The sequence below is a fragment of the Algibacter sp. genome (assembly GCF_039977455.1).
In the GTDB taxonomy this organism is placed as follows: domain Bacteria; phylum Bacteroidota; class Bacteroidia; order Flavobacteriales; family Flavobacteriaceae; genus Algibacter_B.
The window spans coordinates 78,519-99,456 of record NZ_JBDWDG010000018.1; the positions used below are offsets into that span (position 1 = coordinate 78,519).

Annotated in this window: 21 protein-coding genes; 8 read left to right on the forward strand and 13 right to left on the reverse strand. The window is 32.5% G+C overall.

All coding sequences use genetic code 11. The features are described 5' to 3' along the window. Positions 1-2 precede the first annotated feature (2 nt). Genes ABJM36_RS08300 through ABJM36_RS08310 form a run of 3 tightly spaced genes read right to left on the reverse strand, consistent with a single transcriptional unit; the run spans position 3 to position 5,820 of the window. Entirely contained in the window at positions 3-1,520 is a 1,518-nt protein-coding gene (locus tag ABJM36_RS08300; protein ID WP_348450987.1) for a glycoside hydrolase family 2 TIM barrel-domain containing protein, read from the reverse strand. After that, the gene (locus ABJM36_RS08305; protein WP_348450988.1) at positions 1,514-2,731 is read right to left on the reverse strand and encodes a hypothetical protein; all 1,218 of its coding nucleotides are present in this window, start codon (positions 2,729-2,731) and stop codon (positions 1,514-1,516) included. Before ABJM36_RS08305 ends, ABJM36_RS08300 begins: the two co-directional genes overlap by 7 nt. Beyond that, positions 2,731-5,820 carry a hypothetical protein gene (locus ABJM36_RS08310; RefSeq protein WP_348450989.1) on the reverse strand — a complete coding sequence of 1,030 codons (3,090 nt, stop codon included), beginning with the start codon at positions 5,818-5,820 and terminating at the stop codon, positions 2,731-2,733. The genes ABJM36_RS08305 and ABJM36_RS08310 overlap by 1 nt, the downstream gene beginning before the upstream one ends. A 181-nt stretch (positions 5,821-6,001) precedes the next feature. On the opposite strand from ABJM36_RS08310, the gene ABJM36_RS08315 reads away from it, so the two are divergent. From ABJM36_RS08315 to ABJM36_RS08325, 3 genes are read left to right on the forward strand one after another with little or no spacing between them, the layout of a single operon-like run. Next, entirely contained in the window at positions 6,002-6,373 is a 372-nt protein-coding gene (locus ABJM36_RS08315) for a response regulator (protein WP_348450990.1), read from the forward strand. A gap of 17 nt (positions 6,374-6,390) precedes the next feature. Continuing rightward, the gene (locus tag ABJM36_RS08320; RefSeq protein ID WP_348450991.1) at positions 6,391-7,575 is read left to right on the forward strand and encodes a response regulator; all 1,185 of its coding nucleotides are present in this window, start codon (positions 6,391-6,393) and stop codon (positions 7,573-7,575) included. Positions 7,576-7,580: 5 nt separating this feature from the next. Beyond that, positions 7,581-8,048 carry a glycosyltransferase gene (locus ABJM36_RS08325; RefSeq protein ID WP_348450992.1) on the forward strand — a complete coding sequence of 156 codons (468 nt, stop codon included), beginning with the start codon at positions 7,581-7,583 and terminating at the stop codon, positions 8,046-8,048. A 59-nt stretch (positions 8,049-8,107) separates the two neighbouring features. Here the strand turns inward: ABJM36_RS08325 and ABJM36_RS08330 are convergent, their stop codons facing one another. Next, complete coding sequence (locus ABJM36_RS08330) at positions 8,108-8,644, reverse strand: hypothetical protein (RefSeq protein ID WP_348450993.1); 537 nt, start codon at positions 8,642-8,644, stop codon at positions 8,108-8,110. A gap of 390 nt (positions 8,645-9,034) precedes the next feature. Between ABJM36_RS08330 and ABJM36_RS08335 the strand changes: the two genes are divergently transcribed. After that, complete coding sequence (locus ABJM36_RS08335) at positions 9,035-9,433, forward strand: Hsp20 family protein (protein WP_348450994.1); 399 nt, start codon at positions 9,035-9,037, stop codon at positions 9,431-9,433. A gap of 11 nt (positions 9,434-9,444) precedes the next feature. On the opposite strand, the gene moaA is transcribed toward ABJM36_RS08335, so the two are convergent. The 9 genes from moaA to ABJM36_RS08380 form a co-directional block, all read right to left on the reverse strand. Beyond that, positions 9,445-10,452, reverse strand: a complete 1,008-nt coding sequence (gene moaA / locus ABJM36_RS08340) for a GTP 3',8-cyclase MoaA (RefSeq protein WP_348450995.1) — start codon at positions 10,450-10,452, stop codon at positions 9,445-9,447. Positions 10,453-10,532: 80 nt separating this feature from the next. After that, the gene (moaCB, locus tag ABJM36_RS08345; RefSeq protein WP_348450996.1) at positions 10,533-11,444 is read right to left on the reverse strand and encodes a bifunctional molybdenum cofactor biosynthesis protein MoaC/MoaB; all 912 of its coding nucleotides are present in this window, start codon (positions 11,442-11,444) and stop codon (positions 10,533-10,535) included. Positions 11,445-11,447: 3 nt separating this feature from the next. Further along, positions 11,448-11,891, reverse strand: a complete 444-nt coding sequence (locus ABJM36_RS08350; RefSeq protein WP_348450997.1) for a molybdenum cofactor biosynthesis protein MoaE — start codon at positions 11,889-11,891, stop codon at positions 11,448-11,450. A 1-nt stretch (position 11,892) separates the two neighbouring features. Next, positions 11,893-12,966: a molybdopterin-synthase adenylyltransferase MoeB gene (moeB, locus tag ABJM36_RS08355; protein ID WP_348450998.1), complete on the reverse strand. Its 1,074-nt coding sequence runs from the start codon at positions 12,964-12,966 to the stop codon at positions 11,893-11,895. A gap of 6 nt (positions 12,967-12,972) precedes the next feature. Continuing rightward, positions 12,973-13,206: a MoaD/ThiS family protein gene (locus ABJM36_RS08360; RefSeq protein WP_348450999.1), complete on the reverse strand. Its 234-nt coding sequence runs from the start codon at positions 13,204-13,206 to the stop codon at positions 12,973-12,975. Further along, positions 13,190-13,774 carry a molybdenum cofactor guanylyltransferase gene (locus tag ABJM36_RS08365; protein WP_348451000.1) on the reverse strand — a complete coding sequence of 195 codons (585 nt, stop codon included), beginning with the start codon at positions 13,772-13,774 and terminating at the stop codon, positions 13,190-13,192. The genes ABJM36_RS08360 and ABJM36_RS08365 overlap by 17 nt, the downstream gene beginning before the upstream one ends. Then, positions 13,775-14,515 carry a sulfite exporter TauE/SafE family protein gene (locus ABJM36_RS08370; RefSeq protein WP_348451001.1) on the reverse strand — a complete coding sequence of 247 codons (741 nt, stop codon included), beginning with the start codon at positions 14,513-14,515 and terminating at the stop codon, positions 13,775-13,777. Continuing rightward, positions 14,516-14,854 (reverse strand): molybdenum transporter, encoded by a 339-nt coding sequence (locus ABJM36_RS08375; protein ID WP_348451002.1) that lies wholly within the window; start codon positions 14,852-14,854, stop codon positions 14,516-14,518. 9 nt (positions 14,855-14,863) lie between these two features. Then, a complete protein-coding gene (locus ABJM36_RS08380) occupies positions 14,864-16,042 on the reverse strand; it encodes a molybdopterin molybdotransferase MoeA (protein WP_348451003.1) in 1,179 nt (392 codons plus the stop codon). 220 nt (positions 16,043-16,262) lie between these two features. On the opposite strand from ABJM36_RS08380, the gene ABJM36_RS08385 reads away from it, so the two are divergent. The 4 genes from ABJM36_RS08385 (at position 16,263) to ABJM36_RS08400 (ending at position 20,938) form a co-directional block, all read left to right on the forward strand. Continuing rightward, complete coding sequence (locus ABJM36_RS08385) at positions 16,263-17,012, forward strand: Crp/Fnr family transcriptional regulator (RefSeq protein ID WP_348451004.1); 750 nt, start codon at positions 16,263-16,265, stop codon at positions 17,010-17,012. A 378-nt stretch (positions 17,013-17,390) separates the two neighbouring features. Continuing rightward, a complete protein-coding gene (locus ABJM36_RS08390; RefSeq protein ID WP_348451005.1) occupies positions 17,391-18,785 on the forward strand; it encodes a CmpA/NrtA family ABC transporter substrate-binding protein in 1,395 nt (464 codons plus the stop codon). Between the two features lie 119 nt (positions 18,786-18,904). After that, positions 18,905-20,011: an ABC transporter permease gene (locus tag ABJM36_RS08395; protein ID WP_348451006.1), complete on the forward strand. Its 1,107-nt coding sequence runs from the start codon at positions 18,905-18,907 to the stop codon at positions 20,009-20,011. 78 nt (positions 20,012-20,089) lie between these two features. Further along, the gene (locus tag ABJM36_RS08400; protein WP_348451007.1) at positions 20,090-20,938 is read left to right on the forward strand and encodes an ABC transporter ATP-binding protein; all 849 of its coding nucleotides are present in this window, start codon (positions 20,090-20,092) and stop codon (positions 20,936-20,938) included.

A 20,938-nucleotide genomic window follows, 5' to 3' on the forward strand; every position in this document is an offset into this window, starting at 1 on the left:
AATTAAAGTGTTGATATGTAGGTGAATGCGGGCTTAGTCTCTCCGTTTTGGTCAATAAAACCAAAATGCTCTTGAGCTCGTTTACGCCAAGGAAGTCGTCCTACGACTTCCTTTGGTATTTCTGTAAAGTCGTATAACGTCCATGACATAAATTGCAAATCATGGGTTTTAAGTTTTTCTTGAAAGAGTTTATGATATTCCAATTGATCGTTTTCTGAATTACCAAAAGGATTCCAAAGTCCGCGATAAGAAGACAGTCCAAACTCTTGAAGTACCAATGGTTTATTTGGTATTTCTGTTTTCATTTTTGTAATGGTTTGGTCAAAATCATTTAAATCTTCATAATAATGAAACGAGATAAAATCAACCTTATCCTTTAAAATTGAAGCACTTTCTGGGTTAGACCAACCAATGGTAACCGGATGCTCATCATCTAAAGATTTTACAAGTTCTATCATGTTTTCTAACCAAGCAATTACTAAACCTTTTCCTCTAGATTCAAAGTCCAAATTAGGTTCGTTTTTAATATCCCAAGCAAGTAAAGCCTTATGGTTTTTAATACTGTTAATAATAGTTTCGGCATGGCGCTGATTTAAAGTCCAATTTAAAACCGAGTAATCGCCATAAAAATCAAACAAGGTTAAAACTACTTTTAAATGATGCTCTTCAGCAGTATCTAAAGTTCGTTTTAGTTTTTCTAATTTTTTATAATCTACTGAGGCCTTTCCGAAGTCTTCATATTGTACAAATAATCTAACAGCGTTTAAACCGGCGTCTTTTATAATTTTAAAATCTCTCGAAATAGTGTCTTTTGAAAATGCATCGCCAAACATATGCCATGGTGTAGCTTGTGGATAATAGTTAATTCCTTTAATATTCAAGCTATCGGTGTTTGCTGGTTTGTTTTCGGGTTTATAAATTTCTACATGTTCTTTAACTAAATGTCTTATTCTCCAAAAGCCATCTTCTAATAATAAAACAACCTTATATGTTGCTAGTTCTTTAGTTTCTAATTCTAATTTTTCCGCTTTATAAATACGTTTATACTCTAGTACATTTCTATCGGTAATAACGGCTAATTGTCCATCTTCACTAAAAAACTCTAAAGTAGGGTTATGCTGTAAAGTGGTGGCTACTATAGTAATGTTTTCAGCCTTGTTTATTTTAATAAAATCATATAAATTTTTTCTAGCGCTATCTGTATAATAATCTTTAATACCGGCAATTTTGTTGGTTTTATAAGCTATCTGTTTAACATACCAAGCATCCAAGTAATCGTTTTGTAAAGCATTTAGGTTTTCGTTATCCATGGGCCTGCCTTGGTTATGTAAAGGTTCCCAATTTAATTTTGGTATATATTGGTCTGCTTTTTGGATTTCGGTGTGCAGCATCGTACTTCTGTCTGCTCCAGTATTTAAATAGCTAAACAGTGCGCTAATGCCGGCAATAATAAGTCCTATGAGAATAATATAAGAGGCCAATAATATGGTACGCATGATGTTTTTATTAATACCTACCATAATTTTTTTGATTTAAATTCTTTGTTTTTTCCAGCTGTTTCCAATTGAAAATGATAAATTCCATTTTCGAAAATAGCAGGTTTTAAAGTAAAATTAGCGTAGCCATTAAAAGATGTTTTTGTCCAAGTTTTAAATAAGGTATCTCCTTTAAAAATTTGAAGTTTTACTTGTAAGCCATCAGGAATCATTTGCTTCATGAAACTTTGTAAAGGCCCAACACGAATAGTTCTATTATTGTTAGAGAAGGACACTGGAAAATCTTCAATAACTTGCTTGTAATCTAGTGTAATAGCATTGCTCTCTGCCATACCATCTATAAAAGCTGTAATGCGCCATTGGTCTTTAAAATCTGGATGTATTATTTTAGACGTAGCAATACCATCAATTGTAGTGCCTGTTGTTTTTAAAATATTGCCTTTAGCATTTTTAATTATAAATGATACAAAAGTACCATCGCTAACTACATTATTGTGCTGGTCTTTAATTATTGACGTAGAAAAAGTAGTAATCTGGTTACCATCAGCATATTGATGTGGCCGTTTTGCTGAAATGCTAAAATTTTTTGGAATAGCCGCGGATATATTAATGGTAAATTCTGTTGAGTTTATGCCCAAAATTTCAGAAGAAACTAGCATTCGGCCGCTTTTCTTTTTAGAATTGATGTTTTTAAATGCAATTAAATTATGGGTATATATGGTTTCTTGTTCTTCCCAATCTAAAAACTGATAATTGGCATTTATTTTAGTGTTAGTAGGCACAGGGTTATCTAAACTGTCTGTGGGAATAACTACTAACATAGTGTAATCTAATCCGCCAGCTTCTATACTTGGTGGGCCTATATAAGTTTCCATAGTGGCAACCTCAGGCTTTGGGGTTATGGTTATACATCCTGAAATAGCTTCTTTAGTATCAGGTAATTTCCAATAAATAACGCCAATTTTTTTGCTAATGTTATCAGGTATTTTATAGTGTATTTCTTGGTTTTCTTTAGTCCCAGAAATTAATGTAGAACCATAACTATTGGAGCAGTAGAGTACCGGTGCCTGGGATTGAGAAGCCGTGAATTTTAAAATAATAGAACTGCCAACCTCATATTTATTAAGTGGTGTAACCGGATTGAGAGCTGTGGTTTGTTCTTTTTGTTGCGCAACAGCAAACCCTGATAATAAAATCAAAACTAATCGAAGGATATGTGTTTTTTTTATTTGCATTAATTAGGGTTTCCTATATAGGTGTTAGTTTCAATTTTTATATAACTAAAGTTTTGATGATCGATTTTTTGTAATTGTGCGTCTCCATGTTTTTTAATTCTATTAGGTACAATTTTACTAGAAATAGCATCATTGGGTAAACCGTTTACATAAATGTTTTTCATATCGCTATTTATGATTTTGACCTGACCATCTTTTAAAATTTGATATTCAAAATCTTGCTTACGTTGTTGCCTTATACCAGCTTTTACAAATAAATGATCTACCCAAAGCATATTTTTATTAGCATCGTAGTAAGAAATTAAAAGTTGAGGAATGGTTATTTCTTGTAAACCACTATTAAATAAACTACCCTGTATAGTTCCATTATTAAAATAAATAGCACTAAGCACGACATTTTTATATAAATCTGAACCAGATACGTTTCCAGCCACCTGAAGATTAAATTTGGTAGGTTGTTCTTCAAATTCTACTGGTGTAAACTCATCAGGATTAAAGGTGTCTGGAATTGAATCTTGGGTTTTAGACCAGGCAATCCCTTCAAAATTAATACGGAAACTACTCGATTCTTTAGGCATTAATTTATGTTTTACATGATACTTCGAGTTATAAGTTGCCAACTGCTTATTGTTATCATTATAAAGTGTGCCTTTTAGAATAACATCTGCCGGAACATTATCTATATTTTGTACCTGACCAATAATAGCGTAGCTACCGTTATATTTTACCAATTTAGCCGAAACTACCTCTAATACCGGTTGTTTTAAAATATCTTCATGGTGGGTCTGCTCGGTTGTTATGCGTCTTCTGCCTTGATTAAAATATTTAGTGGCATTAGCAGAATACAGTTGGTCTGGAGGTAAATCGTTATTTAAATCGTCTGGTTGTAAATACCATTTTCCGTTGTGTTTAGATAATGATTTATAATCAACTTTTTCAATTTTTTCCAAGGGCGTAATCCATTGGCTAATAACTTTTGCAGATACCGTGCTGTCGTTATGTTTTGTAATTTCGGTTTCAATGGCATCCATTTTAGCATAACTACTAAGTAATCCATCGGTTACCGATACCTCTAGCATGTATTGTGCAATTGGTAAATTGCTTTTAGGGTCTATTAATTTATGCGCTTTTTCAAACTCTTTAAAATCTAAGGCGTCATAATAGGCAATTATGGCATTTTTAGGACTTCGTTGTGTGTCATTTTTTAAGTAAAACAAGTATAGGCTATAGCACATAATAAGGGCTAATAGTATAGACCAAATATGAGTAATACGCAGCACATTTTGATTAAATTTTGTATAGGCTACCGGGTATTTTAAAAAGTCGGGCACAGGTTTAACACGTGTTTTTAGCATATTAACCCATAGCATTTGTATGTTTAAAATAAAGGCAATTAAAACGGTTAAAAATGGCACAATGCCCCAATGAATTTTTAGCCATTTGGCAACATCTTCTTTGGGAAGGATGGAGGATACAGGTGGAATATTAAGACGCTCCCAAACCATAATCCCATTTTCCAGTTGACGTAAACGTTGCCAACCACAGAAGAAGAGGATAGGGTCGTAAAATTTATCGTTAGAAAATATGTACTTTAGGTTGTATTTTTCAGGTGTTGTTAAAAACTGTTGTAGGGAGCCAATTCCCGCTACGCCTTTAAACTTTGAGTTTTCTAAACGTTCTATTGGTCGTGTTGTTAATTCTGGTAAACGTCGGGCTGAGTGGTAATTACCATCAACAGTCAAAGCATTGGTTTGCGCACTTAACCAGGCCATTTGGTCACCAAAACCTAGGGTTAAAAATCGCCATTTATCATGATCGTCCTGATTTAAGAAATTAACAATGGGCAACATCTTAATTTTCTGTGGTTGCGATGGTCTAAAATAACCTAGGCTCATTGTAAAAATAACCATAGATAGAAATAATCCTGCAAGGATACCTCCAATTATACGGTGGTAAATAGCACCAAATTTAGTTTGTATTAGTGTTTTTAAGTCGCCTTCAACTAAGCGATATGCAAACTCACCTAATAAAGGAATAGACATAATAGAAGCCCAAAGGGTAAACCGGTCTAGAGTTAAAATATTAAATGCTGTTTCGCCTAACATTTTTAAAGGAATTGGCGTTGTACCTCCAGTTCCTAAAATGGTACAAATGCTTATGGATAAACCAAAAAACAAGTAACGCTTGCTATAATATCTATAAAAAATGTATGGTAATACTAGGAGTAAAATACCCCAAGGGATTAAAAAGAAAACTAAACCAGAGGAAGTTATTTCTAAAAAATTATCCCGAGAACCATGAGGTATTGGTACTTGAGTAATTGGATTAGCTTTAGAGTTTAACCAGTATGGGAAAATACAACCTATAATGAGTACTAAGGACAACATACCGAAAATAACAATACGTTTAAATAACTTAATAAAGCTATTTAAAAACACTTTAAACGTTACTTCTTTCATGGAGTTTACTTGTTCTCTAGAAACATCCATTAACACCATGCCAATTAGTGGGAATATAAAAAATATCATCCCGAAAATAGGGGTAACATGATGTGAAGTTACCGTAACAGCTATTAAGGATAACGAGGTTGCTAAATACCATTTTTTGCCTGTTTTTAGCCATAAGTATATTTCTGGTAATGCATGCATTAAAACAGAAACACCAACTATACTAGGTAATTGTCCAAAAATATGGAGTGTTTCTACAAAGGAGGAAGAGAATACCGCCAAAACTGTTGCATACCCAGCAACCGTTTTATTGGAGGTCATTAACAACGAAAATCGATAAGTTCCTGTTATAAATAAAACAATGGCAATAAGTGCCACGCTAAACATTCCAAATTTTAACCCACCAATTAAAGATAAAAGGGCTATCGATTGATGCACTAAAGGTGGATAACTCTGTACTGTAAATCCTGTGTACCACTCGTAATTCCATGGTTCAAACCAGCTATTAGCATAATGATCTGCAAAAAATAAATGTATTAAAGCATCATAGGTGGTTTCTAAAGTGAAAAATATAGCACTACCATGAAAGGCTAACCCTAAAAGAAGGGCGGAAATTAAATATTTGTTAGAGGTTTCTTTCATTAAATTTCGTGGAGGCTGTGCTACATGGTAAAGATAAATAATTTAATTAGGCTACAAATTTAATTTATCTATAGCTTTTTACCATTCGTCTACACTTATAAATGGCTTAATCTAATTTTGAAAAGACATAGAGGTTTTTAGATGTAATTTTGACCTATAGTTAATAAAAATATCCCTCGAAATGAAAGTTTTAGTAATAGATGATGAGCAAACAGTGTTGATGCCAATTAACAAAAGGTTAGAAGAACTAGGTTATCAAGTTTGTACAACACCAGATGCTATTGATGGGATTTTATTGTTTGATAGTTTTAAACCTAATTTAGTAATTGTAGACATTAATATGCCTGAAATTTCTGGAATAGAATTTATAAACCATATACGAATTAAAAAAAATGAGTCTTTACCAATTATTGTCCTATCAGGTAATACTGAAGATGATGTTATAAAAGAAGCTTTCAAATTAGGGATTAACGATTACATTAAAAAACCAATTTGTTTAGATGATATCTGTTCACGAATAAAGCGATTAAATATTTTTTTCCAAACTCATTAATAAAAAAAACTCAAATCATGAAAATATTAGCCATAGACGATCAACAATTAGTTTTATTGCCATTACAAAAACGGTTACAGGAATTAGGATACGAAGTGATAATAGAAACCAATGCATATGCAGGTATATCAATTTATAATAATGAAAATCCAGATTTAGTAATTGTAGATGTAAATATGCCTAATGTTTCTGGTTTAGATATAGTAAAATATATAAGAAACTCAAAAAAATCCAATACTCCTGTAATGGTATTATCTGGTAACACCAAAGATAATGTGATTACTCACGGTTTCGAATTAGGTATTAATGATTATATGAAAAAACCTTTAAGCTTAAACGAAATTAGTGCTCGTGTTAAGCGATTAATTGGTGCTCCAAAAGTTGACATTGCTATTAGTAATAATAATGTCATGATTCAGGAGCGTTGTGTAGGTGTTGTAATTCCTTGTTATAACGAAGAAGAACGTTTATTAAGCGATGAGTTTATTAGTTACATAAATAAAAATTCTGGATATCATTTATGTTTTGTTAACGATGGTAGCACAGATAAAACACTAGAGGTTTTAAAGGGGTTACAAAAAGGAAGAGAAAATTTTATAACGGTTTACGACTGTGAAAAAAATGGGGGTAAAGCTGAAGCTGTACGTTTAGGTATGTTGCACATGGCAAAGAAAGAAGATTTAGATTACATAGGGTTTTTAGATGCCGATTTATCTACCGATTTGGCAGACTTTGATGATTTGGTAAAAACCATAGAAACTTCAGATTATAAAATTGTAAGCGGTTCCCGTATTTCAAGAATGGGGGCTAACATTACTAAAGAATCAGCACGAAAAATAATTAGTTTGACTATTAATTTTATTATCCGGAAAATTTTAAAAATGGAATTCAAAGACACGCAATGTGGGGCTAAAATTTTTCATAAGGATGTTATTAATATTGCATTTAGGGAAAAGTTTGTAACCCAATGGATTTTCGATGTCGAAATTTTTAAAAGAATGAGTATTTATTATGGATTAAAAAAGGCAAAAGCAATGCTTTGCGAACAACCATTAAAAAGGTGGGTTCATGCCGATGGTTCTAAACTTTCTATGAAAGACTCCGTAAAAATTGTTGGACAATTAGTTCAAATAGCTTGGGTGTATAGAGGTAAAAAGTCAAAACTAACTGCTTTTGAAACTAAAGAATTAAAAATGATTTAAAAAGTATGATACGAATAGGGGTTATTATAGTGTGTCATAATATTGAAAATAATATAAACACAGATTTATTTGTTAAGAATTTAAATCAAGCTAAAAACTTAGAACTTTGTTTTGTAAATAACGCTAGTAAAGACAATACATATCAAATATTAAAAGAAATTAAAGAATTGAGTAAAATAGATTTTTCAATATTAGATATTAAAAGAAATAAATCAGATATTTCCGCAGTTCGTTCGGGTTCTAGGTTTATGTTTAATCAATTTAATTTAAATCATATAGGTTATGTAAGCACTAAAGTATTGAATAAAAAAGAGTATGGTATATGTGGTTTAATTAAGCATATAAGAATAAATCAAAATTTTATTTTACGATATAGTAAAGAGCTTAAAGAAAGGAGTAAAATTAAACAAACCATGTTTCAAACCGTATTTTCAATAAAAGATTATTTAGATAAATTAAATAATACTAATTAAATTATTAGTTTAAAACATTTAGAAAACTCAAGACTTAATTAAGGCCTGAGTTTTTTTATTTACCAAGAAACAGCACCATTCATGGTTAATATTTTATCTGTTACAGTGTTTTTAACAGTAGTATTTTTAAAAATAACTTTATTGTTTTTTTGGTCTACTTCAAAACCAGTACCACAATCCACTTCATCAGCTCCGCCATTATAATCAGATACACAAACAAACCTGTATTCTTCTCCATTTTTGATAATTATCATCGAAATACTTTTTGTGGCCGACGCATTATCTTCATCATCAAATTGAGCCGTAACAATTATAAAACTGTTTGCTAAGCTTGCTGTGGTTGGGGTTATTTCACCATCCTGATCAATTTCTATACTTTTATGGGTTAAGGTAACCGATTTACTAGTGCCTGTTTGATAGGCACCTTCTAAAATATTACTAACCGTTAGGCTAGTGCCAAATAGGTCTGTTTCATCTCCTGATAATGCAATAATACCTTTTGCGTTTCCAGAATCACCATCCGATTCACTGCTGCAACCCAATAAAAAAAGTGAAGCAAAAGCAAAGAGAATAAGGGCGTTTTTTAATGTTTTCATAATAATAGTCTTAAATTAAGATTAATAGCTAATCCTAAATCTAAACTAATCTGTAAGATTTTACAATCAGAAATTATTAAATGTTCAAGTAATGCAAATGGGTGATGCTTATAAATTATTATTCGGTTTTAAATATCATTTATTAAATCAATTAAAGCTGTTTGCTGATATCCGCTATATGTTTTATTTTTTGTTTAAAAATTAATGGGTCCAAAAGTTAAATAATTATTACGAGGTGAAAATTTACAAAGTATTAATGGTTTAATTCATTTTTTTGTTTTAAATTTAATTGATTTTCAGATAGATAGATGTTTTTTAGTTCCTTTTTAAACTCTACTCTAATAGTTTTGAGCTATTTTTTATACCCGTTTAATTTTATATTAATTAATTATGTCTCCATTATCAAAAACAAATCGAAGTTTATCACGAGCCTACAAGCGTTATTTTTCAAGAACTAACGAAAATCCAAATTTAAAGGTATTGGAAACCGATTCTAGTTTTCACTACGAATTAGAAATTCCAGGATATGTAAAAGAAGATTTTAATTTTTATGTAAGTAGAAATAATTTAGTGGTAACTACCGATAAAAGTAATTTAAATCATGACAATAAGGTCGATGGAATTAGAAAAAAACATGCTTACTGTTATCCTTCTGCTTATTTTAAGATGAGAATTCCATTACCTCAGAAATTATTAAAGAAGGAAATATTGGTAAATTATAAAAACAAAATATTGAGTTTCGATTTGTTTAAATACAAGGACCACTCTGATGATGGTTTGTTAATTTAGTCCATAATTATTTACCCGCCAATAGTTATCATACTTCTATTATTGTTGTGTAATTTAGGTTGTTTAAGTTTCTTTAAAGTATCCATACCTCCGCGTATTTTAAATTTAGCTTCAACAGCTTTTTGTATTACGGGTTCAATAGAATTTCCGGCTCTTAAAGTGGTTAATAAATCTGATTCGCCAGCTGAAAACAAACAGTTTTTTAGTTGGCCATTTGCTGTTAAACGCAATCGATTACACGAATCGCAAAACGGGTTAGTAACCGAGCTTATAATGGCAAAACTACCTTTATAACCTTTTATTTTGTAATTTTTTGAGGTGTCGTTAGGTGCATCTTGTAAACGTTCAATGCTATATTCCGCGAAAGCGTTATTAACCAACGTCATCACTTCTGAATAAGATACCATTTTACTCATATCCCATTTATTACCATCAAAAGGCATAAACTCAATAAAGCGTACGGAAATAGGTAAATCTTTGGTAAAGTGTATAAAATCGATAACTTCATTGTCGTTAAAACCTTTTATTAAAACCGCATTTACTTTAACCGTAAAACCTTCTTTAACCAAAAGTAAAATGTTGTCATAAACTTTTTTATACTCATGACGGCGTGTAATATGTTTAAACTTGGCGGCATCCAAGGAGTCTAAGCTTACATTAATTTTATTTACACCGCTGGCTTTTAAATCATCAATAAATTTATCGATTATTACGGCGTTGGATGTTATGGATAGCTCGACCGGAAGCGTCGCTAATTTTTCTAAAATAATGGGAATGTCTTTTCGAATTAGGGGTTCGCCTCCTGTTAACCTAATTTTAGTAACACCATGATTAACAAACGTTTTAGCTATTTCGTATATTTCTTCATAAGTCATTAAATGACTTTTTGGAGATAATTTTACGCCTTCTTCCGGCATGCAATAGGTGCACCGTAAATTGCAACGTTCAATTAATGAAATACGGAGATAGGTATGATCTCTACCATGTGAATCTTGTAAAATGTTTTTGTTATCTTTCATAATAAATTTTCGATCTCAGCATTCAATTTTTTTTAGTTTAGTATTTCCGCTTTTGAGCCTTGGTGTTTTTGTGCAAAAAACTAGTCGTGTCGTGCGCCCTTTAATATTCTAAAAACATGTAACACGGAAGGAAAAATAGCATCCATTGATTCCTTAGCTCCATTAGTAGAACCTGGTAATGCCAGTACTAAGGTGTTTCCTATAGTTCCTGCTACACTTCGGGATAGCATGGCAAATGGTATACGTAGTTGTCCAAAACTTCTAATAGCTTCTTCAATTCCAGGAATACGTCTTTCTAAAAGCGGAATTAGAGCTTCTGGGGTAACATCGCGCCCTGAAAGGCCTGTTCCGCCAGTATAAATGACCATATCTATACCTTGCTCTTGATAAGCTCTTACTTTTTGTTGAATGTCTTCAATCTCATCAGGAATAATAACATATTCCGAAATTTTAACATTACAACTTTCAAGTTTACTTATAATAGCTTTTCCAGCTTTATCCTCTTTATGACCTGCAGAAATAGTATCGGAACATACCACAACAGCGGCTTTTAAATCTTTTCTAAACGTATCCTTAAAATCAGATTTACCACCTCTTTTTTTAAGCAATTTAATAGCGTGTATTTCTATGCCTTTGTCTATTGGTTTTAACATATCATACATGTTCAAGGCAACAACACTAGCACCGTGCATCGCTTCAACCTCAACACCTGTTTTATAAATAGTTTTTACTGTAAATAGAACTGTAATTTCTAAATCATTAATTTCATATTCAACACCAGTAAATTCAATAGGTAAGGGGTGGCAATCAGGTAAAATATCTGGTGTTCGTTTTACACCTAATAAACCTGCTGCTTTACTCATGGCAAATACATTACCTTTTGGAACTGTATCATTTTCAATAGCCTGTATTGTTTCTATTTTACTCACTTTAACAACAGCTTGTGCAATGGCGGTCCTTAGAGTTGTGTTTTTTGTTGTAATATCTACCATTATTTAGCTATTTACTTTCCATTGGTGTGAAGTGTCTTCAAAAATTTCTTTCCCAAATACAGGAACATCTGCTTTAATAGCTTCAACTATAAATTCTAAAGCTTTAAAAACGACTTTTCGCCTTGGTGAAGACACAAATACAAATAAGCAAATTTCTCCCGCTTTCACAGTTCCAAGGCTGTGGTAAATGTGCATGCATGTTAAATCAAACTTTTCAAAAGCAGATTCTCTAATCTCATGAAATTTCTGATTTGCCATATCTTCATAAGCAGTATATTCTATTGCCGAAACCGTTTTCCCATCTATCTCGTCCGCTCTTACTTGTCCTAAGAAAATGTTATGAGCACCAATACTTGTTTTTGTTTGGTGTTTGTAAATAGAATTGCCAATGAATTCTGAAGTTATAGCACCTTCTTGAAATACGTTTTTTGGTTTTTTTTCTTTCATTTTATGATCCTTTTGTGTAATTATTTATTTCTAATGCGCCTTCTTTCATGCTAAAACAGTTGGTAATATTCGCATTTTTTAATATTGAAACTGCACGTTTACTTCTAACACCTGATTGACAAAAAAGGACTTTCTTTTTATATGCATCAATTTGGTTTAAATTTTGTTCTAGCAGACTTAAAGGGATACGAGTTACTTTTAAGTCTTTAACTATTGGTAATTCGTTTATTTCTCTAACATCAATAAACTGGATATTATTTTTTGTTAGTACACTTGCTATGGAAACGCTTTGTATAGCTGATTCACAACTAATATTAATGCTTTTATCTTTGAAATTGTCTTTATTGATTAAAACAGATTGATAATTAGTTTCATTTCTTTTTATTTTTATTGTTGAAGTTTGAGCTGTTAAAGCATTGTAACAGAGTATTTTCCCTGAAAGAACATTTCCAATACCTAAAACTATTTTTAAAACCTCGTTAGCTTGCATACTTCCAATAATTCCTGGAAGCACTCCCAATACACCAATTTCAGAGCAATTTGGGATACTGCCTTGTTCTGGTGTATTAGGAAACAAACAACGGTAACTTGGTCCGTTATTATAATTGAAAACCGAAACCTGTCCTTCAAATTTGTAAATGGCTCCGAATACCAATGGTTTATTTGTAATAATAGAGGCATCATTCACTAAGTAACGCGTTTCAAAATTATCTGAACCATCAACAATTATATCGTATTGCTTAAATAATTCAATAGCATTTTTGTGTGTTAATTTTTCGGCGTAAGCGATAAATGAAATGCTATCATTCAAATCTTCTAATCGTGCTTTGGCTGCGATGGCTTTGTTCTTTCCAAGTGTTGAAGATCCAAATAAAACTTGACGTTGCAAGTTGGATAATTCAACCACATCAAAATCAATAATACCAATGGTTCCAATACCGGCAGCAGTAAGATATTGAAGTATTGGGCAGCCTAAACCACCTGCACCAATAACCAATACTTTTGCTTTTGAGATTTTGTCTTGTCCTGTTTGACCGATGTCGGATAAAATGATATGTCTGCTGTATCTGCTCATAATAATTTATCCTCCTGCAAAGGGAGGTAATAATGCAATTTCTGCTCCTGTTAATTTGGTTTCTATCGAGATTAATTCTTGATTTTGAGCGATTTGAAAACTTTTGGTTTTAAGTGTGTCATACTTCACATAAAGCGTATCTAATAATTCTGACACAAGACGACCGGAAAACTCAAAGGATTCTTCTTCAGTCTTAGTAATTTCAGCTATTTGCCCAAAATATTTAATGTTTATATGCATCTTCAACTGCTTTTAATTCGGTTTGAGTATTTACATTCATTGTAGTAAACTCATTTTCTTTTTCTAATACCATATTTTTAGATTTACAACTTTTAATAACAACCCTTAAGCGTCTTTCATCATTTTTCAAAAATGAATTAAAGGTCTTAGCAACGTCTTTTTTATACAACGCTATTAATGGCATGCTTTTACCATTGCTTTCAACTTGGATAATTTCAGAATTAGCATCAATATTATCAATAAGTATTTCAAGTATGTGGGTGTTAATCAGGGGTATATCGCAACTTAAAATTAAATTATAGTCTGTTGAAGAGGCTTCTAGCCCAGAACAAATTCCTGCAACAGGGCCAGCATTTTTAGTGATATCATTTATGCGTTTCAGTCCGAAAACATCATAATCGGGATTATCTGAAACAATTATAATTTCGGAGACCAATGGAGATAAAGCATCAATACTATATTGAACAAAAGGTTGATTGTTCAATATTAAAAAACCTTTATCTGTTCCCATACGGGAGCTTTTTCCACCAGCTAAAATGATTCCTGTTATGTTTTTTTTGTCTATCATTTAAGTGAAAAATAATTTGCCACAGGCTATAATTAATACAAAAGCTAAAATATATCGTAAACGTTGGTTATTAATGACTTTACTGCCGTAATAACCACCTAAAATTCCGCCTACTAACGCAATGGCAACTAAAAGAAATGATTCTTTTTCAATAGAAACACCAATATGTAATTGACCAATTAAACCAGCTACTGAATTTACCCAAATAAAAAGTGCGGAAACTGCGGCAGCTTCTTTCATTTTTCCCCAATGCAATAACAGAATTATAGGTGTTAATATAATGCCACCACCAATACCTATTAGTCCTGAAAAGAACCCAATAATACCACCAACTATTAAACCTTGCCAAAGTTTTACTAGCTTGATGTTATTGCTTTCTTTTCCAAATACGTTGAGCATTTTTAGAATAGCAAAAACTAGTAATACAGCAAGTGTTTTTTTATAGATAGAAGCATCAACCTCTAAAGTGCCACCCAAATAAGCGAGTGGAATAGAAGCTATGGCAAATGAAATAAAAAGCTTTTTATTAAAATGGCCTGCCTTATAATAATAGTAAAATGAAATGCCCGCAACAAAAATGTTAAGTAATAGGGCAGTAGGTTTCATGCTTTCTGGTGCAAAGGAAAACAAAGCCATTAAAGCCAAATAACCACTAGCACCGCCATGACCTACACTAGCGTATAAAAAGGATACTACAGGTAAGATTAGTAGAAAGAGATATATGTTTTCGGTTTGTAACATTTAAATACGCTCAAATTTTTCCAGTTGCTTATCTAAAAAAGCCCAACAATTTTTATTAATTTCATCGAAGGCCTCAATTAACGATATTCCATACTCTGTAAGTTCTGCGCCTCCACCTCCTTTACCACCAATACTATTTATAGTTACAGGTTTTTTAGCCGATTTATTAACGGAATCTAACAGTTGCCATGCCTTTTTATAGGAAATATTTAGCGACTTTGCTGCTTTTGAAAGTGACCCTGTTTTATGAATAGCTTTTAGTAGATGCACTCGACCTTCGCCTAGAAGTACGTTGTTATCTGACTCTATCCATATTCTACTTTTTATTTTGTATCCCATAATGTCGTTTTAAACTGGTAATTGAATAACCTCTATGGTATCTCCTTTATTAATTTCGGTAACCGTTTCAGGAGCATAAACTAAAGCATTTGAAAGTGCAAAAGTTTGCAACATTGAAGAGTTTTGACCTTCTAAAATCTCAACTGTTCCGGTATTGTAAATAGCCTTTAGAAATTGAGGTCTATCTCCTTTTTTCTTAAAACTTGAAATGGAGTTAGCTTCAATTCTTGGTAATTCTAAAACATCTCGATTCATGAGTTTCTGTAGCGCTATATATACATACACATAAAAACACGATAGGGCAGCAGCGGGGTTACCGGGTAAAGCGAAAATTTGGGTGTTATTCTTTTTTCCATAGAATAAAGGTTTACCCGGCTTCTGTTTTACTTTATAAAAATGCTCTTCTACTTGTAACTGGTTTAAGGCTTTACCAACAAAATCGTAATCGCCCACCGAAATACCGCCAGTAATTAGCACAAGATCCTTATCGTTTATTGCTGTATTGAGCGTTTCGATGGTTTTGGTATAATTGTCGTCAACCTTGTAAAGTGTAACGTCATAAAATTTTAAACTATAAAGCGCACTTAGTAGCATTTTTGAGTTGCTTTCGTAAATTTTTCCGAAAGCTAAATCTTGACCAGCCTCAATCAACTCGTTACCAGTGGTAACAATAGCAATATTGGGTTTTTTAAATACTGAAACTTTTGTTATACCTAAAGACATAAGATAACCAATTGCTGCAGGGGTTAATTTGGTTCCTGCCTTTAAAGCAATATCTCCGGTTTTAACCTGTTCGCCTAATGGTCTAATATTTTGCTGAATTGTTCCTTGTTGTTCTAAGGTGATATGGTTTTCTGTTTTAATAACCTTTTCTTGCATCATAACGGCATTTGCTGAATCTGGTACAGCAGCTCCCGTAAATATTCTAACAGCTTCGCCTTTTTTTAAAACAGGTTGATGGCTATCACCAGCTTTTACTTCGCCAATTAAGTTGTAGTTTAAATCTTCATGCAAATGCAGAGCATAGCCATCCATTGCCGATTGTCTAAACGGTGGCATATTTATAGGTGATGTAACATCTTCAAATAATAAATAGCCTCCAGCTTTTTCAACTTGTTTTGTTGTATTTTTCAATAATGGTTCGCTGTGCTTTTTTACAATTGAAATGGCTTCAGGAATTGAAATCATAAGTGTTTTTTCGTTATGTCTCAACAAATATAACGAATCTGTTTAAGTTTTCACTAACACATAAGGTTCTTCACTAAATAATAAAAATCAAATAAAAAATAGTTAACAAAATTTAGATTAATTGATTAGGAAGTGTATTTTATTGAAGTACCTGTAAAAATTAAATTCTAAGTATGATAAATAAGTATTAATACTTATTTTTGAATAAATATATAACTTCATGTTGGTTTCTACTTCAAACAATCCATTCGAAATTAAAACATCATTAGATGGCACCTGTGGTGTTTGTGGAACTCATAATTGCTTGATACATAATTTTTATGATGTACTTTTTAATTCTAAAGTAGTACGTAATAATCCAATACTTAAATGTCAAAAAGGACAACAATTTATTATTGAAGGCGCACCAGTAAACGGTCTTTATTTTATAAAAGCAGGAACGGTAAAAGTATTTAGAACAGGGATTAATGGTCGCGAACAGATTGTGCGTTTCGCAAAAGCTTGCGAAATTGTTGGTCATCGTGGTTTTGGTACTCAAGAATACTATTCTATTGGTGCCATTGCGCTACAAGATACCGAGTTGTATTATTTTGCTAAAGAGCAAGTGCAGGATTATTTGCTTGAAAATCCAAAATTTGCATACAGTATGATGTTGTTTTATGCTAACGAACTAAATAGGAGTGAGAACAAAGTAAAGTCTATTTCGCAAATGACAGTTCGTGAGCGTGTTATAGATACCTTATTATATATTAATCGTAAATTTGGTGATTTACGTGGATTTCTAAACCTACCTTTAAGTAGAAGGGAGTATGCCGATTATGCGGGTACAACTGAAGAACAGGTTATTCGCGTTTTTTCTATCCTAAAAAAAGAAGGATTAATTAGTGCAAAAGGTAAAAAAATTAGCATCACAGATGTTCAGCTTCTAAAAAGTGAGATTAGTGAGCATAACTACTTCTTGGACACCTAATATTTTTAAGTTACTTCTAATTACCTACTGGTATTAGCTTTTCTATTACTTAATAACTTAAAGGTCCTCTTAATTCTAATAGCTTCTATTTTAAACTTTATAATTCCTTTTGCTGCTTACATGTGTACGCTTTTTAGAGTCTATTTTAATTATATTTTTTCTGCTTTATTTAATTTACGTAGGTATACGTATTATTTATTGTCAGGTTAATTTATTGATTTAAAATTGTTTAGGTTTAAAACATGTTTTTTAGTAGGTTTTATTATGGTTTAAAAAGAGGTTTTAATATGGGGATACTCATAAAATGAAATAAAGTCTACTTATATATTTGCCATGAGTAAGTATTAATACTTAGTGTAAAATTAAAACATAACAAAAATGAAATCTCTACTAAAAAAAACAACTTGGATTTTACCTGTAGCTGCTTTACTAATAGCATGCGGTGGAAAAGAAAAGAAAAATGCGATAGCAGTAAATACGGCTACCCAAACTTCAAAAACTAAAACATTAGCTATTGAAAAGCCACAACTAACATTTGGTTTTATCAAATTAACAGATATGGCACCTTTAGCCATTGCAAAGGAAAAAGGTTTTTTTGAAGATGAAGGATTATTTGTTTCTGTTGAGGCACAATCAAACTGGAAAAATGTATTGGATCGTGTAATTGATGGTCAGTTAGATGGTTCTCATATGTTAGCGGGGCAGCCTATTGCCGCAGGAGCAGGGTTTGGACGTCAAGCAAAATTAGTAACTGCTTTTTCAATGGATTTAAATGGTAACGGTATTACGGTATCTAACGATGTGTGGTCTAAAATGAAACCAAATGTGCCAAAGGATACCGACGGAAAACCTATTCATCCTATTAAAGCAGAAGCGTTAAAACCAGTTATAGATGAGTACAAAACAAATGGTAATGCTTTTAAAATGGGTATGGTGTTCCCAGTTTCTACGCATAATTACGAAATTAGATATTGGTTAGCTGCTGCAGGAATTCACCCAGGAATGTACACGGCAGATAATGTACAAGGGCAAATTGATGCCGAAGTTTTATTGTCTGTTACCCCTCCGCCACAAATGCCAGCAACACTTGAAGCAGGTACGATTTACGGGTATTGTGTAGGTGAACCATGGAATCAACAAGCCGTTTTTAAAGGTATTGGAGTACCCGTAGTAACCAATTATGATATCTGGAAAAATAACCCTGAAAAAGTATTTGTAATGACAGAGAAGTTTGTTGAAGATAACCCAAATACGGCTATTGCCGTAACCAAAGCTTTAATTAGAGCAGGGAAGTGGTTAGATGAGCCAACAAACAGAGCTGAAGCTGTAAAAATATTGTCAATGTCTCAATATGTTGGTGCGCCAGAAGAGGTATTAGCTAACTCTATGACAGGAACTTTTGAATTTGAAAAAGGAGACAAACGTGAAATGGAAGATTTTAACGTATTCTACAAGTACAATGCAACGTATCCGTTTTACTCTGATGGGATTTGGTTTTTAACACAAATGAGAAGATGGGGACAAATTCCTGAAGCGAAACCAGCAGATTGGTATGCAAATACGATTAAAGATATTTACCGACCAGATATTTGGACCAAAGCAGCTAAACTTTTAGTGGAAGAAGGTAATATTCCTGCAGCAGATATTCCAACAACAGATGGCTATAAACCTGCTACAACAGATTTTATAGATGGTACAATGTATGATGCTAAAGATCCTATTTCTTATATCAATAGTTTTAAAATTGGTAACAAGGATAAGGCGGTACAATAGTATAGGATAAAATTAAAGTTTTTATCATTCTGAGCTTGTTTCAGAATCTTGTTAAGTGATAGGTGTTGAAACAAGTTTGGTGTGATAATATAGATAAAAAACAAAAAAATAAGTAACTCATGAGGCAAAGTTTAACATTAGGAAAAGTAACCAAATTTATGGGACTCGGTTTTTTAAGCACTTTAAAAAACCTATTTACAGGAAAGCTAGACAAGGAAGAATTTAAAACTTTTTTACGTAAAACGGTTGTGCCGGTTGCTTCTATTCTGTTGTTTATTGGTTTGTGGCATATGGGGGCAAAGTCTTTGTATAATATTGAAGCCGATCATAAAATTGAAAAAGCTCTAACCGATCAAGGTCAGGAAGCGGCAGATGTTTTACGTGCATGTATAGCATCAGGAGAGTCTGGATGCCAGCCAAATACATTACCATCGCCAAGTCAGGTTTGGGATTCCTATAAATCTTTATTGCGAGACCATAATATTATTGCTGCAGATAAGGCTGCTTTTATAGAAAAAACGGCTGCTTTAAACGAAACACGTGTCGCTCAAGGATTGGATGCTATTACGTATACAGGAAGACCATCGTTTGTAGATCAAATTTTTAGAAGTTTAAAAACCGTATTTGCGGGTTTTTTATTGGCATTATTTATTGCTGTACCCTTGGGGATTTTTATTGGTCTAAGTCCTACTTTAAAAAGTGCGTTTAATTGGTTTATTCAAATTTTTAAGCCTGTATCTCCAGTGGTTTGGTACTTATTGGTTTTTATGATTGTAAAAACATTATTGATAGGGTCTAATGAGGATAGCTCGTTTACCATCTCGTTTATTAGTGTGGGGTTATGTTCTATGTGGGCTACTTTGGTAAATACGGCTATGGGTGTATCGTCTGTAGATAAGGATTATATAAACGTTGCTAAAGTATTAAAGCTTGGTAATTTTCAGAAAATATTTAAGGTGGTTTTACCATCGTCTTTACCATTAATTTTTACAGGATTAAAAATTACTTTATCGGTAGCGTGGATGGTATTAATTGCTATTGAATTATTAGCCCAAAGTCCTGGTTTAGGATTATTTGTTTGGGAGGAATTTCAAAACGGTGCAAACGACTCTAACGCAAAGATTATTGTTGCCATGTTTGTAATTGGTATTATTGGTTTCTTGTTAGATCGATTGATGCTAACTATACAAAATTGGGTGAGTTTTGATAAGACGGATGCAATTTAATAGTGTTGAATTGTTTTAATGTTTAATCGTGTAATCGGCTAAACACATCAACAAATTAACAATTAAACAAATAAGAAAATGGCATATTTAGAATTAAATAATATTTATAAAACTTACGGGCAAGGTGAGAACGAAACCGAAGTATTGTCGAACATTAATTTGACAATTGAGGAAGGCGAGTTTGTTGCTATTGTGGGATTTACTGGTAGTGGAAAAACGACTTTGGTAAATTTAATTAATGGCTTAATTGAGCCTACTAAAGGAGAAGTTCTGTTTAAAGGTGCTCCAGTACAGGGAACCAGCCATGAGCGTGGGGTGATTTTTCAGAATTATTCGTTGTTGCCTTGGTTAACGGTAGGGCAAAATGTTTATATGGCTGTAAAGGAAGCTTTTCCGAAAAAGAATAAAAAGGAGTTAAATGAAATTGTTGCCAATTATGTAGAGATGGTAAGTTTAACACCTGCCATTAATAAACGACCTAAGGAGTTATCTGGTGGAATGCGCCAGCGTGTTGCTGTGGCTAGAGCTTTAGCCATGAAACCAGAAATGATAATTATGGACGAGCCATTGGGGGCGTTAGATGCTTTAACGCGTGGAAATTTACAGGATGAAATTTTAAATATTTGGGGACAAGATAAACGTACAGCCTTATTAATTACTAATGATGTAGATGAAGGCATTTATATGGCAGATCGTATTATTCCGTTACGACCAGGACCTAATGCCACTTTAGGACCTGAGTTTAAAATAGATTTAGAGCGCCCACGAGATAAAACAGAGATGAACGATAATGCAAATTTTAAAGAAACTAGAAATGCCATTATTGAGTACTTAATGGATATTGGTGATGAGAGAAAATCGAAGTCTACAGTAGAATATGTACTTCCGGAATTAAGTCCTAAAGATTTTGTAAACCAGTTTAAATAA

Coding starts and splice junctions, on each gene's coding strand:
- ABJM36_RS08300 (WP_348450987.1), bottom strand. CDS start 1,520: ATGGTAGGTATTAATAAAAACATCATGCGTACCATATTATTGGCCTCT.
- ABJM36_RS08305 (WP_348450988.1), bottom strand. CDS start 2,731: ATGCAAATAAAAAAAACACATATCCTTCGATTAGTTTTGATTTTATTA.
- ABJM36_RS08310 (WP_348450989.1), bottom strand. CDS start 5,820: ATGAAAGAAACCTCTAACAAATATTTAATTTCCGCCCTTCTTTTAGGG.
- ABJM36_RS08315 (WP_348450990.1), top strand. CDS start 6,002: ATGAAAGTTTTAGTAATAGATGATGAGCAAACAGTGTTGATGCCAATT.
- ABJM36_RS08320 (WP_348450991.1), top strand. CDS start 6,391: ATGAAAATATTAGCCATAGACGATCAACAATTAGTTTTATTGCCATTA.
- ABJM36_RS08325 (WP_348450992.1), top strand. CDS start 7,581: ATGATACGAATAGGGGTTATTATAGTGTGTCATAATATTGAAAATAAT.
- ABJM36_RS08330 (WP_348450993.1), bottom strand. CDS start 8,644: ATGAAAACATTAAAAAACGCCCTTATTCTCTTTGCTTTTGCTTCACTT.
- ABJM36_RS08335 (WP_348450994.1), top strand. CDS start 9,035: ATGTCTCCATTATCAAAAACAAATCGAAGTTTATCACGAGCCTACAAG.
- moaA (WP_348450995.1), bottom strand. CDS start 10,452: ATGAAAGATAACAAAAACATTTTACAAGATTCACATGGTAGAGATCAT.
- moaCB (WP_348450996.1), bottom strand. CDS start 11,444: ATGGTAGATATTACAACAAAAAACACAACTCTAAGGACCGCCATTGCA.
- ABJM36_RS08350 (WP_348450997.1), bottom strand. CDS start 11,891: ATGAAAGAAAAAAAACCAAAAAACGTATTTCAAGAAGGTGCTATAACT.
- moeB (WP_348450998.1), bottom strand. CDS start 12,966: ATGAGCAGATACAGCAGACATATCATTTTATCCGACATCGGTCAAACA.
- ABJM36_RS08360 (WP_348450999.1), bottom strand. CDS start 13,206: ATGCATATAAACATTAAATATTTTGGGCAAATAGCTGAAATTACTAAG.
- ABJM36_RS08365 (WP_348451000.1), bottom strand. CDS start 13,774: ATGATAGACAAAAAAAACATAACAGGAATCATTTTAGCTGGTGGAAAA.
- ABJM36_RS08370 (WP_348451001.1), bottom strand. CDS start 14,515: ATGTTACAAACCGAAAACATATATCTCTTTCTACTAATCTTACCTGTA.
- ABJM36_RS08375 (WP_348451002.1), bottom strand. CDS start 14,854: ATGGGATACAAAATAAAAAGTAGAATATGGATAGAGTCAGATAACAAC.
- ABJM36_RS08380 (WP_348451003.1), bottom strand. CDS start 16,042: ATGATTTCAATTCCTGAAGCCATTTCAATTGTAAAAAAGCACAGCGAA.
- ABJM36_RS08385 (WP_348451004.1), top strand. CDS start 16,263: ATGTTGGTTTCTACTTCAAACAATCCATTCGAAATTAAAACATCATTA.
- ABJM36_RS08390 (WP_348451005.1), top strand. CDS start 17,391: ATGAAATCTCTACTAAAAAAAACAACTTGGATTTTACCTGTAGCTGCT.
- ABJM36_RS08395 (WP_348451006.1), top strand. CDS start 18,905: ATGAGGCAAAGTTTAACATTAGGAAAAGTAACCAAATTTATGGGACTC.
- ABJM36_RS08400 (WP_348451007.1), top strand. CDS start 20,090: ATGGCATATTTAGAATTAAATAATATTTATAAAACTTACGGGCAAGGT.